Annotated in this window: 11 protein-coding genes; 1 reads left to right on the forward strand and 10 read right to left on the reverse strand. The window is 72.4% G+C overall.

Annotated features, from left to right (window positions below; translation table 11 throughout):
• Positions 1–103 precede the first annotated feature (103 nt).
• The 7 genes from B0I31_RS05130 to B0I31_RS05160 form a co-directional block, all read right to left on the reverse strand.
• Entirely contained in the window at positions 104–1,513 is a 1,410-nt protein-coding gene (locus B0I31_RS05130) for a protein kinase domain-containing protein (RefSeq protein WP_106614158.1), read from the reverse strand.
• A gap of 103 nt (positions 1,514–1,616) precedes the next feature.
• Positions 1,617–2,954, reverse strand: a complete 1,338-nt coding sequence (qhpG, locus tag B0I31_RS05135; RefSeq protein ID WP_106614159.1) for a flavin-dependent monooxygenase QhpG — start codon at positions 2,952–2,954, stop codon at positions 1,617–1,619.
• A complete protein-coding gene (locus B0I31_RS05140) occupies positions 2,951–4,282 on the reverse strand; it encodes a radical SAM/SPASM domain-containing protein (protein ID WP_106614160.1) in 1,332 nt (443 codons plus the stop codon). The genes qhpG and B0I31_RS05140 overlap by 4 nt, the downstream gene beginning before the upstream one ends.
• The gene (locus B0I31_RS05145; RefSeq protein WP_106614161.1) at positions 4,279–5,157 is read right to left on the reverse strand and encodes a hypothetical protein; all 879 of its coding nucleotides are present in this window, start codon (positions 5,155–5,157) and stop codon (positions 4,279–4,281) included. The genes B0I31_RS05140 and B0I31_RS05145 overlap by 4 nt, the downstream gene beginning before the upstream one ends.
• The gene (locus tag B0I31_RS05150; RefSeq protein WP_106614675.1) at positions 5,154–6,542 is read right to left on the reverse strand and encodes a hypothetical protein; all 1,389 of its coding nucleotides are present in this window, start codon (positions 6,540–6,542) and stop codon (positions 5,154–5,156) included. Before B0I31_RS05150 ends, B0I31_RS05145 begins: the two co-directional genes overlap by 4 nt.
• Positions 6,539–7,990 (reverse strand): ferritin-like domain-containing protein, encoded by a 1,452-nt coding sequence (locus B0I31_RS05155; RefSeq protein WP_219910599.1) that lies wholly within the window; start codon positions 7,988–7,990, stop codon positions 6,539–6,541. The genes B0I31_RS05150 and B0I31_RS05155 overlap by 4 nt, the downstream gene beginning before the upstream one ends.
• A 217-nt stretch (positions 7,991–8,207) precedes the next feature.
• The gene (locus B0I31_RS05160) at positions 8,208–8,780 is read right to left on the reverse strand and encodes a TetR/AcrR family transcriptional regulator (protein WP_106614163.1); all 573 of its coding nucleotides are present in this window, start codon (positions 8,778–8,780) and stop codon (positions 8,208–8,210) included.
• Positions 8,781–8,860: 80 nt separating this feature from the next.
• On the opposite strand from B0I31_RS05160, the gene B0I31_RS05165 reads away from it, so the two are divergent.
• Positions 8,861–9,433 carry a hypothetical protein gene (locus B0I31_RS05165; RefSeq protein WP_146173743.1) on the forward strand — a complete coding sequence of 191 codons (573 nt, stop codon included), beginning with the start codon at positions 8,861–8,863 and terminating at the stop codon, positions 9,431–9,433.
• A 169-nt stretch (positions 9,434–9,602) separates the two neighbouring features.
• Here the strand turns inward: B0I31_RS05165 and B0I31_RS05170 are convergent, their stop codons facing one another.
• The 3 genes from B0I31_RS05170 to B0I31_RS05180 all read right to left on the reverse strand — a co-directional run bounded on the left by B0I31_RS05170 (position 9,603) and on the right by B0I31_RS05180 (position 12,100).
• Complete coding sequence (locus B0I31_RS05170) at positions 9,603–9,800, reverse strand: hypothetical protein (RefSeq protein ID WP_245949704.1); 198 nt, start codon at positions 9,798–9,800, stop codon at positions 9,603–9,605.
• Complete coding sequence (gene msrA / locus B0I31_RS05175) at positions 9,797–10,300, reverse strand: peptide-methionine (S)-S-oxide reductase MsrA (RefSeq protein ID WP_106614165.1); 504 nt, start codon at positions 10,298–10,300, stop codon at positions 9,797–9,799. The genes B0I31_RS05170 and msrA overlap by 4 nt, the downstream gene beginning before the upstream one ends.
• 141 nt (positions 10,301–10,441) lie before the next feature.
• Positions 10,442–12,100, reverse strand: coding sequence for a glucuronyl esterase domain-containing protein (locus B0I31_RS05180; protein WP_245949705.1), 1,659 nt, complete (start codon positions 12,098–12,100; stop codon positions 10,442–10,444).
• Positions 12,101–12,939 lie beyond the last annotated feature (839 nt).

Raw genomic sequence — 12,939 nt, forward strand, 5'->3', positions numbered from 1 at the left:
GCGTGTCGACACGGTAGGCCGGCTTTCGGGCTGGCTGGGTCAGACTGGCGCGGAACGTTGAGCAAACCAGCCTCCGCGCCGGTCTGACCTCTTTTTTGCCCTGTCAGCCGCTCGTGCAGGTCAGGTCCGGGTCCGGGACGCCAGGGCCGTTGGCGGTGAAGCCGAACGTGGTGGAGCCGTCCACCGCGAGCTTGCCGTTGTGCCCGGCGTTGGTGACGGTGACCGAGTCGTCGTCCACGGTGAGGGTGCCGTTCCACAGGTTGCTGATCGCGTGGCCGTCCGGTCGGGGCCAGGTCACGGTCCACCTGGTGAGCGCGCTTCCGGCGGCGTTGCGCACGGTGACGTGGGCCTGGTAGCCGCCCGGCCAGGAGTTGGTGATCCCGAAGCGGGCCGTGCAGTCGGCCGGCGGCGTGGTGACCTCGACGGTGGTCGTGCTCGTGGCCGCGACGAGGGTGCTCGTGGCTTTGACGAGGGTGGTCGTGGGTTCGACAGGGGTGCTCGTGGTCTCGGCAGGCGTGCTCGCGGTCGTGCTCGTCGGTGCGGGTTCGGCGGTGCCGGCCGCGTCGCGGCGGGCCAGCGAGTTGCCGATCACGATCCCGGCCGCGACCAGCACCACCGCGCCGGCGACGAGGGAGATCCGGCGCCACGGCACGCGGGGCTGTGCGGGCAGCGGGCGGGTGTCGCCGCTCTGCGGTGCGCCCGGCAGCGGGCGTCCCTCCACGACCGCGCCGAGCAGGGCGTGCAACTCGGCCATCGTCGGCCGCTCGGCCGGGTCGCGGCGCAGCACGCGGGCCAGCACGTCGCCCAGCGGGCCGTCGAACCGCATCGGCGCCACCTCGCCGTCCGCGACCCGCCGGAGCAGGGCGTACGGGTTGTCGGTCGTGCCGAACGGCGGGTGACCCTCCAGCGCCGCGTACAGCGTCGCGCCCAGGGAGTACACGTCGGAGGCGAACACGGCGTCCTGACCGGCCGCCACCTCCGGCGCGAGGAACGCGGGCGTGCCGACGACCAGCCGGGCGTCGGTCACGGTGTTCTCGCCGATGGCCCGGGCGACGCCGAAGTCGGCGATCTTCGCGGTGCCGTCCTCGCCGAGGAGGACGTTGTGCGTCGTGACGTCGCGGTGCACGATGCCATCGGCGTGCGCCGCCGCGAGCGCGGACGCCACCTGCCACCCGACGCCCGCCACCAGCTCCTCCGGCAGCGGCCCGCGTTCGTCGACCAGCTCGGCCAGCGTCCGCGACGGCAGGTACTCCATGATCAGGCAGGGCTTGCCGCCGTGCTCGACGACGTCGTGCACGGTGACCGCGTGCGGGTGCCGCAGGCGGGCGGCGACCCGTCCCTCCCGCACGATCCGCTCCACCGCGGCCGGCGAGTCGGCCGCGCTGAGCAGCTTGACCGCCACGGCCCGCCCCAGGCGCTCGTCGCGCGCCCGCCAGACGATCCCGGCCGCACCGCGCCCGACCAACTCCACCAGCCGATACCGCCCGGCGATGACCTCGTCCCGTTCCGACACGCCCAGAAGCTACTTGGCCGCCCGACCACCCGGCCACCTCCACTTGATCGGAAACAGCGTCTCGACAGGGCGTCGACAGCGTCGGGCACCCACCCGGACGACCTCAGCCGGTGACCAGGAGGCCCTGTTCGAACAGCCACCTCGCCGTCGCCTCGGCTTGGCGGGCAGGCAGGTGCGCGGACCAGGCGCGGAGCAGGTCGGCGAGCGAGGCCGTGTGGCCCAGGCAGTCGAGCAGCGGTGCGAGTTCGGTGGAGCCGACGTGCGCGATCGGGGTGGCCAGGGTCGGGTGGGTGAGGGCACGTCGCATCGTGACGACGTCCCCCACCGGGCACGGCGTCGGCACGACGGCGGCGTCGGCGGACAGGCGCACGGGCCGGTGCAGGTCGTCGGTGGTCAGTGGTCGGGGCGGGTGGGTGTCGGGAGGTCGTGCGGCCCGGCGGCGCCAGAACGGTTGGTCGCGGTGGGGCTGGTGGCGGTCGTAGTGCGCGGCGGTCCAGGCGGTGTGCCGGGCCGCGGTCCGGTCCCGGCTGTCGCGGTAGAAGGCGAGGGCGGCTTCCCGGTCGCCCTCCGAGAGGACGGTGTGGACGGTGACCGCGGCGGCCATGGCACTGTGCAGCGCGCTGTCCACGCCGGAGGAGGTCAGCGGGTCGAGGGTGAACGCCGCCTCGCCCACCTTGACGCAGTCGTCGGTGACGGGGGAGTCGGCGCGGTAGCTGGTGGCGTCGCAGACCGTCACGTCGAGGGTGGGCGGGCGGTCGGTGAACAGGCCCGTCGAGTCGAGCAGGTGGTGCAGGAGGCGGTGCGGGTCGGCGCGGTGGAGGAGTTCGGGGTCGAGGAAGGCCATGGCGCGGAACGTGCCGCCGGGCAGGGACGCGCCCCAGCACCAGGTCCGCGGGCCGGTGCCGATCCTGGTGGGACCGGTGCCCGGCCAGACGGCGTGGAGGGCGAGGGTCCGGGGACCGGCGGCGGTGGTCGTGCCGCCCGTGACGCGGCGCCGTCCACTCGCGTCGACCAGGAACCGCGCGTGGAGCGTGTCGTGGCGCAGCGGGATCTCCCAGCCGGACGGGACGCGGCGGGGACGCCCGGCGCGCACCGGTTGCCGGACCTCGACACCGGCGGCCCGTGCGGCGGCCAGCAGGGCGTGGTCGAACCGGCCCCGGTCGACGGTGACGGCACGCGGGTCGGGCGGGACCAGGTGGGTCGTGGTGTCCTCCCAGCGCACCAGGCTGCCCTGGGACGGCAGGGCACCGTCCAGGGCGTGCCCGAGGTCGAGGACGTCCAGCAGTGGCCGGACACCGGGTGACAGCGCCTCGCCCACGTGCGGGCGGGGGAACGGGCGCCGTTCCACCAGCACCACGCGGTGGCCGAGGCGGGCCAGGCGCAGGGCGCACACCGAGCCCGCCGGCCCGCCGCCGATCACGCCGACGTCGACAGCGGTCATCCGGTGAAGTAGTCCGGACGTGCCGCGAGCAGGCGGCTGTAGACCGACAGGCAGTGGTGCAGCCAGCCGCGGATGTAGTCGCAGGCGGGCCTGCCGCGGCGGATCACCTCGTGGTGGCAGCCGCCGCCGCACAGGTACCTGGCCCAGCAGCCGTTGCACGGTTCCTGGCGGTGCACGTGCCGGTCGGTGAGCCAGCGGGCGCGCTTGGCGTCGTCCACGCCGCCGGTCAGGTCGCCCATGGCGCCGTCTTCGTCGCCGACGAACCGGTGGCACGCCGCCAGGTCGCCGTCAGCCGACACGCCCAGGTATCCCGCGCCCGCGCCGCACGGGTAGGGCCGGTGCGTGCCGCGGTGGATCTCGCGCAGCGCGGTGACCAGGTTCGTGAACGGGTAGCGCTGCCCGGCCAGGACCCGGCGGACGAACTCCTCGCCGCACTCGGTCATCTGGTCCAGCATCACCTGCAGGTCCGCCGACGCCATCTCGCCCTGCCCGGTGGGCGAGCTGAGCATGGGTGAGAAGCCGACGCCGTGGAAACCGGCGGCGGTGAACTCGTCCAGCGTGCGCGGCAGGTCGAGGTTGAGCGGGGTGACCGTGACGCGGGCCGAGACCTGCATCCGCCGCTGCATCGCCAACAGCGGTGCGACCCGGTCCATCACCCGGCGGTAGCTGCCCCGGCCGTCCCGGTGGGGTCGCAGCAGGTCGTGGCGTGCGCCGATGCCGTCGAGGCTGACCGTGACCGCGAAGCCGTGCGCCTCGAAGAACTCGCCGTCCTCGGGCGTGAGCAGGGTGCCGTTGGTGGTGATGGAGAACGTGACCGGGACGCCGGTCCGCTCGGACACGGTGAGGGCGTACTCGGTAGCCGCGCGCACGACCGGTCGGTTGATCATCGGCTCGCCGCCGAGGAACGCGAGGTTGACCCGTTCACCAGGGGCGGCGTCGCGGAACAGCGTGTCGACGGCGGCGAACGCGGTCGGCTCCGGCATGTTCTTGGCCGGTCCGCCGAAGTCGCCCTGCTGGGCGTAGCAGTACGTGCAGCCGAGGTTGCACTTCTGGGCGACGGCCAGCGACAGCGCCCGCACTGGCGGCGGGTCGGGCGCGAGGTCGTCGATCTGGCGCGGCGCGTCCAGCCCGACGTCGACCAGGAGCGCGTCCATCACCCGCGGGTCGGGGTCGCGGCGGGCGGCGTCGATCCGGTCGAAGAGGGCTTGGCCGACACCGAACAGGCGGCTGCCGTCTGCGATCAGGACGCGTGGCCCTGCGTCGGTGTGCAGGAGGTGGACGTCGGGGTGGACGGGGGCGGATGCCTCGAACAACCGGCCTGCGGTCACCGGCTGTCGCCCTTCGGCTCGGTCCCGGCGTCGAGGTGTTCGGGCGCGTCGTTGCCGCCCACGATGAACCGCAGCTTGCCCTGCCAGTCCTGGAACAGGTCGTCGTAGCTGACCAGCCGCGAGTCGAACCGGTCGTCCAGCACGTACTCGCGCGGCTCGCGGTGGACGGCGAACCAGTGGTTGCCGGTGGTGGTGCCCATGGCCGTGTCCTCGACGTTGACGTAGTCCGGCCGGCTGGCGGCCCAGTAGTAGCAGGCGCATTCGCGGTAGTCGTTCTGCCAGGGCGAGCACAGGCCGCGGGTCAAATCGCCCGGTCCGGCCAGCTCCTCGGCGATCACGGGCAGGTACCCGCCGGTCGCCGCGCTGCCCGCGAACAGCGGCCTGACCTCCAGCTCCACCACCTGGAACCGGGGGTCGGGCAGCTCCTCGGGCTTGCCGACCGGGTTCGGCGCCGGGTCGACGGTGAACAGGCACGGCACGGTCTGGCCCACGTGGTCGGCCAGCACGTCGGCCAGCGAGTTCGACCACTCCAGCATCATCACGCCGTCGGGGTTCGCCGCCGAGGTCAGCGGGGCGGACCCGGCGCCGGGGCGGATCGGGCCGACCACGGTGCCGATGACGTCGTGGTCGCCGACGCTGAGCAGCCGCCGGCCGACGAGGTTCTCGTGGCCGCGGTCGGCGCTCACGACGTAGTTGTCGGACTCGTGCAGCTCGATGCCGACCAGGAGCCTGCGCCAGATGTTGCGGATGTCGAACTCCAGGCCGGGGTAGGCATTGGAGATCGCCGACTCGGGCAACGTGCTCGGCGGGTTGCCGGCGGCGTTGTAGTGGAGCTGCGCGGTGAGGTTCATCGGGTCGATGCGGTCGTCGCTCATCGCGTCTCTCCGGACTCGTCGTCCTGCCGGAAGATCTCCTGCCTGGCGGCCAGGCGCACCAGCTCGACCTGGCGGCGGGTGAGGGCCAGGTGGCGCCCGTCCGCGCCGCGCATCAGCGCCGGCATCTTGCGCCTGCCCTTGGCGGTGAGGTCGCCCACCTCGTCGTGGTCGCGCAGCACGTCGGCGAACCACGGCGCGGTGCCGCTGCGCAGGGCGGCGAGCACGTTCTGGTGCAGGGCCAGGACCGCGGCCGAGTCCACCAGGGAGGGTGCCACGATCGGCTCGTAGAGCCGGCCGGTGTCGGCCGTGTCCTGCCGGACCATCGTGCTGGCCGCGTCGACCCGTCCGTCCACCGTGTTGCCGTTCATCACCTCGGTGTTCATCAGCCGCACCGTCTCCGTGGCGCGGCGCAGCACCTCCTCGGCCACGTCACGCGCGTGCTCCAGGGTGTCCTGGTCGCTCGCCGAAGGCCCGTGCAACGCCTGGTCGAGTTCGTCAGCGATGGTCCGGATCGGGATGGAGTCCGGCGCGTAGGCAGGCGGACCGGCGCCGATGCGGCCGAACGCGGTCAGCTCCTGGCCGCCCACTTCGAGCTGGACGCGCACCAGGCCGTCGCACTCGTCGTCCAGGTAGCCCCGGCTGACCCAGGTGCCCTTCGGGCCGTCGTCACCGGCGTAGATGTTGGCCGGGATCGTCAGCCGGGGGTCACCCGCCCGGTCCGCGTGCCCGCGCCACGTGCCCTTCGCGGCGTCGTAGAGGTAGTCGACCACGTTCGGGTCGTCCTCGATGTCGTCTGTCGGGCGCCTGGAGCCGTAGACGTACCCGGCGGCGGGCGTGAAGCGCAACCGGATGCCGGGGAACTCCGGCGTCGGCTTGACGTACCGCGCGTGGCCCAGCGGCAGGAACCGGTCGTCCAGGAAGTGGGGGCACCGGCCCATCAGCGCGTGCGGGGCGTGGTCGCTGAACCACCCGGTGTCGGCGTCGATCTTGTCGAGGTCGTCGTAGGTGCGGCGCTGGATCTTGTGGTTGCCGACCTCGACGCGCCACCGCACCGCGTCGGGGGTCAGGTCGTTGGCCGACAGCAGGTCGAGGGTGAGGGGCTGGAGCACGTCGTCCGACGTCAGCGCCCAGACCTCCAGGAACGGCGCGACGGGCCTGACCCTGCCGTTGCCGTCGGTGAACCGCAGCTCGTCCGGGGTGTCGGCGCCGGTGATCGCGCCGGAGTCGGGATCGACCCGGAACGTCGGCGCCGGGCGCAGTCGTCGTGGCGCCAGCGGCTGCTCCGGGTCGACCTCGCAGGTGTAGTTGTCCATCGGCTCGGTGGCCGCGCCGAGCCGGCCGATGGCCAGCGGGGGCAGGACGCGCAGTTCCTTGATGGTCGTCATCGCGTGCACCCCTTGCGGCCGAGGATGTGCTCGATCTGGTCCAGCGCCCGCCGGTCGGACTCGCGCAGCGCGATCAGGTACGGGTCCTGCGCGTAGGACGGGTCCGCTTCGGACAACTGCTCGACGAGCAGCCGGGACGCCTGCACGAGGTCGCGTTGCAGCAGCCAGCAGTCGTGGTCGTGGTGGGGCAGTTCGAGGCTGTACGGCATCTCGAACGGCGGCCCGGCCGACTGCCCGCCCGGCACGTCCTTCTCCAGCGGCAGCTCCACCAGCCGCCCGGCCACCGCGCGCAGGTTGTACATCTCGGCGAACGCCCGGTGCACCAGCGCGCCGCGCCCGGTGAGCACGCCGCCGTTGTCCATCGGGCCGGCCAGTCGGAACGCGTGCGCGACGTCGGTCAGCAGCATGCGGTAGCGGAGGTTGAACAGGTGGGCCCACAGCGCGGTGACCGGGTCGGTGATCGGGCTGGTCGTCACCTCGACGGAGGCGTAGCCGACCGCCGTCGACTCGTTGAGCCGGTGCGCCGTCACCGGGTTCTGCGCGATCGGGCGCGCCACCAGCGCCTGCTGGTCCGGTGGCAGCTCGGTCAGCGCCCGGTAGATGCCGAGGAACCGGTTGAAGTGGGACGTCTCGTCCTGCTCGTCCAGGTCCGGCGCCTCGCCCTGCTCGCCGATCTCGTGCAGCGCCTTGCGCGCCGAGTCGCGGGAGAACACACCGAAGACCAGCAGTTCCGGTGACTTCACGTCCGGCACGTTCCCGGCTTCCTGCCCGCGTTCACCGCGCGCGTAGCCGCGGCCCCACTCGTCCCAGGACGCCTGGTACGGCAGCGTGTCCTCGTGGAACGCCTCGTCCGGGAGGAAGTCGCGGTTCTTCAGGATGGCGTCGACGCGGCCGTAGAGCGCACCGACCCGGTTGACGTAGTGCCCGGCGGTCTCGGCGGCCACTGCCTTGATCGCGTCGGCCTCGGGGCCGGACCACGTCTCGGGGCTCTCCGCGACCACGTACGTGGCCAGGGACTTGGCGCTCAGCGGCCGCAGGTTGAACGCGAACGGGTAGAAGTCCGAGCCCCACGGGTAGTCCTCGCGGTCGAGGTTCATCGGGCCGCCCAGCGCGGTCAGCAGGTTCTGCACGGTGACGAGGTGGCCCATCTCCTCCTTGGCGATGCCGAGGATGACCTCCTGCCAGCCGCGCACGTCCTCGCGCAGCTCGTCGGGCACCTGCGGTCCGCCCATCGAGTAGGCGGCGAACAGGTACTGGACCATCAGCGAGTGCTCGATCTCGGCCGCGACGTGCAGCAGCATGATCGTGTAGTCGCGCCAGTTGAACTCCGGCGGCAGGACCGGGCGCTGCTCCTCCGCGCCGAGCGACCCGGCCACGGAGAGCGCCGACATGACCGGCGTGTGGTCCTCGAACAACTCCGGCACCACCGAAGCCAGATGCCTGTGCACCCTCGACCGCATGCCCTACCCCCGTTCCCGCCCGATGTGGCGCACGGGCGAGCGTGCCGGCATCGGGTGCCGCCACGTCCTGATCTTCGGCAACGCCAGTCGGCCCGGTGAAAGCACTCATCCGGCAGGGTCGTCCGTGCTGACGGACAGTCGCCGCTGACGCCGTCCGCCGCCACGGTCGGGCGAGCACGGTGACCGGTCGGTGGTGTCGCCGCAGTCAGCCTCGGCGGTCGTCAGCGGGTCGGTGGCCCGGCAGTGCGGCGGTGACGAGGAGTTCGAAGGTGGGGCGCGGGTCGGTCGGGTCGTGGCGGGCGATGCGGTGCAGGACGTGGCCCTCGAAGCAGGCCGCGAGCGCGGTGGCGGCGCCTTGCGGGTCGCGGGCGCCGAGCCGGGCGAGCGCGACCACGCCGACCGCCTCCATGGCCTCGCGGCCCCGGGACAGGGCCTCTCGCAGTTCGGGGGTGTGGCCGGCCTCCAGGAAGAGGGTCAGCCGGGCGGTGGTCGCCGTCCGGCCGGGGCCGGTCAGGTGGTCGAACGCCCGGCACAGCGCGTCGACCAACCCGTCTGCCGAGGTGAGGTCGAAGGCGAGGCCGACCTGGGTCAGGTCGAGTTCCGCGAGCCTGCCGACGACGCCGGTCAGCAGTGCCTGGCGGGTGCGGAAGTAGTTCGACGTCGAGCCCTTGGCCAGGCCGGCGCGTTCGTCGACGCGGGCGTGGGTGAGCGCGCGCAGTCCTTGGGTGCCGACGAGTTCGATGGCGGCGTCCAGTGCTCGCTGCTTGGTGGGCGTCACTCGATCACTATATCCCTAGTGACTTGACACTATGAAAGTAGTACGGTGGACGGGCGCACTCACGAAAGGATGTGAGGACCGTGGCGGAGACCGAGAGGACCAACGGTTACCTGCGGCTGGTCGAGCGGTTGGAGCGGACGGACGCGGTGGACGGCGTGATCGGGGTGGCGGAACGGCCGGCCCGGCGGCTGGTGGCCCACGACGCGGTGCGCCGCTTCCTGCACGGTGAGGCGACCGGCATCCCGGTGCACATCATCGCCAAGGACATGCCGTTCGGCGCCTGGTTCATGGCCCAGTACCTGGACTGGTTCCCGGACGAGTCGTCACGGCGGGCGGCCCGGCGCCTGGTGGGCCTCGGCCTGCTCGGAGCCGCGCCGGCCGCGGTCACCGGGTGGGCGGACTGGGTGGCGACCGGCCGGGGCGCGCGCCGGGTCGGTGTCGTCCACGCCGCCGCCAACGGTGTGGCCACGGTCGTGTTCGCCGCCTCGTGGGTGGCCCGCGTGCGCGACCACCACCGGCTGGGCGTGGGCTTGGCGCGGGTCGGTGGGCTGGCGCTGGTGGCCGGAGGTTTCCTGGGCGGCTCGATGAGCCGGCGGCGCCGGGCGGTGGACCGCCGGGCCGGACGCGCGGTGGTCGCCGGACCGGGCGGCTGATCGGTCGCGGCGAGTTCGTGAGGCGGTCGGTACCGGGGTCGGGTGTGGCGGAACCGGGCGGCTGGCGGGTTCCCGGGCCGGGCCGGCGGGGCGGTGGATCGTCGGTTCTGAGGGGTGTCGACGATCCGAGGGGGGCGTGCCCGCGTCCGGCCCGGGGTCGTTCAGGTGGTCAGCGTGGCGGGGTGGAGGTCGGGCAGGCCGTCGTCCACCGCGTGCTCGCGGTCGCCGACCAGGCCCGGCCCGCCCGGACCACGACGTGGTCGCGCGAGACGGGCCCGGGGTCGGGTCGTGGTCCGTCGCCGAGTCGTCCCTCGTAGGCGTGCACCGGTGACACGTGCAGCGCCACGACCTCGACGGCCGTGCTCACCGCTCGCCGAGCTGCCAGTCCGGCCGCACGTAGTGGCAGGTGTACCCGTTCGGGTAACGCTCCAGGTAGTCCTGGTGCTCGGGCTCGGCCTCCCAGAAGTCGCCGAGCTGGGCGACCTCGGTGACGACCTTGCCCGGCCACTTGGCGGACGCGTCGACGTCGGCGATCGTCGCCTCCGCGACCCGCTTCTGCTCGTCGTCGGTGTAGAAGATCGCCGAGCGGTAGCTGGTGCCGATGTCGTTGCCCTGGCGGTCGCGGGTCGTCGGGTCGTGGATCTGGAAGAAGAACTCCAGGATCTGCCGGTAGCTCAGCTGCGCCGGGTCGAACACGATCTCGATCGCCTCGGCGTGGCCGCCGTGGTTGTAGTAGGTCGCGTTGGGGACGTCGCCGCCGCTGTAGCCGACGCGGGTGGAGACGACGCCGGGGTGACGGCGGAACAGATCCTGCATGCCCCAGAAACACCCGCCCGCGAGGACGGCTTTCTCGGTCACGGTAGCCATGTGGTCGCTCCGCTCTCGGTCTCGATGGATATCCACCAGGGTGAACGCTCCCACGCCCCGCTGTCATCCCGGTAGCGCTGTGAGACCCGGCTCGCGCCCGGTGCGCAGGCTCGTGACCTGCGCACCGGACCCGAGGGACGACTACCTGGCAGCGCAGGTGGGCGTCATGCCGCTGCCGCTGCCGGTGGCCTGGTAGCCGAACTCGGTCGACTGGCCGGCGGCGACGTTGCCGTTGAAGCTGACGTTGGTGAACTCGACCGCACCGGTGTTGCCGCTGCGGTTGACGTTCCACGCGTTGGTGATGGTGGCGCCGGACGGCAGGGTCATGGCCACCGTCCAGCCGTTGAGCGGCGTGGAGCCGGCGGTGACCTTGACCGTGGCCACGAAGCCACCGGTCCACTGGTTCAGCGACACGGTCGCCGTGCAGCCACCGGGCTGCTGCGACGTCGTGGTGGTGGTGGTCGTCGTGGTCGTGGTCGTGTCACCGGTGGTGGTGGTGGTCGTCGTGGTCGTGGACGTGGTGCTGGTGGGACCGTCGCTCAGGGTCGGCGTCGTCCAGTCGCGCCACTGGGAGAGGTTGCCGGTGGCTTTGCTGTGCATGGCGATGGTGCCGGTGTGGCTGCCGGTCCTGACCAGGTACTTCTGGATGGTCTGGGTGATGTGCGAACGCCATTCGGAGCGGTTGGCGCAGTGGGTGCCGTCCGAGACGTTGGAGTGGTAGGTGATGTTGGCGCCCGCGCCGAGCGCCTTGTAGACCTCGGCGCCGCCGAGTGCGGCCACGCTCGCGGAGCGGGGGCCGAGGTTGGCGATGTGCGGGTTGTCCAGGATGAGCAGGCCGCGCGGGGCGACCATGGCGACCAGCTGGTGGGTGTCGATCGGCGCGCCGTTGGGGTTGCCGGTGTAGGAGCTGAACGCGTCGCCGAACCACGGCTGCTCGCCGTAGGCGCTGGACAGCGACTGCGCGCCCTCACCCGGGACGCCCCGGTAGATCGGGACGCCGGCGGTGCCCGACTCGATCGGCATGGTCAGGCCGACGCGCTGGTCGAACACGCCCGCGGCGAAGGCGCCCTTGCCGAAGCGGGAGCAGCCGGTGACGCCGACGTCGGCGCGCAGGACGGTGCCGCCCGACGCCTCGATCACGTCGATGATCCGGGAGACGCCCCAGGCCCAGGCCATGAGCAGGCCAGTGCCGCTGGTGTTGCCGTAGACGCTGTAGAACGCGCCCTGCTTGTTGTTGCGGGGCGTGCCCTCGCGGCCGACTGCGTAGGGGTCGAAGCTGATGACGGCGGCGCCCGCGGCCCTGATCGCGGCGGTGTCCGCGCCGAAACCGCCGTAGACGACGACCGCCGGGAACGGGCCGGTGCCGCTGGGCAGTTGCACGCCGGCGGAGAAGCTGGAGCTGCGGCCGTTGTGGGTGACGTTGACCGTGATGTTGCTGCTGGACACCGTGCCCGTGACGCTGGACGGCTTGGCGGGCTTGTCGCCGTAGACGTGCCGCTCCGCCAGCTCGCGGATCTCGGCCCGGCGGCAGCGCCAGTCCGACTTCGACGTGATCCGCTGACCGTTGAGCTTGGTGAACGGATCCGGCAGGCGCGAGTTCGACGGGAACGAACCCGGCGGGCTGATCGCGCAGTCGGCGCCGTCGTCCTCGACACCCGCCAACGCCACGACATCACCCGCCGCGGCGTTCGCGGTCGTCGACCGCGCCACCGCCGTCAGCGTCCCGGCCAGCGCCAACACCGCGACCGCGAACATGAGCACCGCCGAACGTATCTTCACGCGGCCTGAACTGATGATCACCAGGGCTCTCCTTTGAGACTCGGTGGTGTGGAGACGGCGGCACCGAAAGCTGTTCCGTACCGTTGACCTAAAGTTTCGAGTAGTGCGTCGAAACATGTCAATGAATCCGGGCGTGCCGGTTCAGTTCGCGGTCTCACTTGGCGGATGCCGGCGGCAACGTCGGCCGAAGAGGTGTGTGCTCAGTCCTTGCCGGTGAGCAGGTGGCGCAGGTAGCCGCGATAGGTGATGGGGCGGAACGCGTCGGCCCGCGTGATGCCCTCGGCGGCGGCGCGCCGGGCACGTTCGAGGCGCACGGCGGCCTCGGTGACCGCGCGGTCGTGGTCCACGCGGGTGTGGGCGGTGGCCGTGTTGGCGGTCTTCATCTCACCCGCCAACGCCAGCTGCTCGGCGCGCTGGGTGGCGCGCAGCTCGCGGATCGCCACCTCGGCGTCGGCCAGCACCCGCTGGTGCTCGTTGTCGAGCCTGGCCCGTTCCTCGGCGAACCGGGTTCTCAACGCCAGTTGCTCCACGGGCGTCAACGTGGTGGGCCGGCCGGTCTCGACTTCGGCGGTGAGGCGTTCCCGCCACTGGTCGATGAGCAGGGCGGACACCTCGCCCACCCCCGCCGCGCTCACGCCACGTCCGTCGACCAGGACGAAGACCGCCACGCGGTCGGGGCCGTCGACCTCGTAGCGGACACCGACGAAGTCGGCCGCGGTGCGCACGCCGACCGCCGCGAGGTTGGCGACCTGGGTCGGTCCCACGCCTTCGACACCGGCGGTCGCGAGGCGGGACTTCGCCAGCTCCGCCCTCAGGTGCGCCTTCTGCCGCCGCACCAGCCGCCGCTGCTCGTCCAGGTG

Origin of the sequence: Saccharothrix carnea (assembly GCF_003014735.1) — a bacterium.
In the GTDB taxonomy this organism is placed as follows: domain Bacteria; phylum Actinomycetota; class Actinomycetes; order Mycobacteriales; family Pseudonocardiaceae; genus Actinosynnema; species Actinosynnema carneum.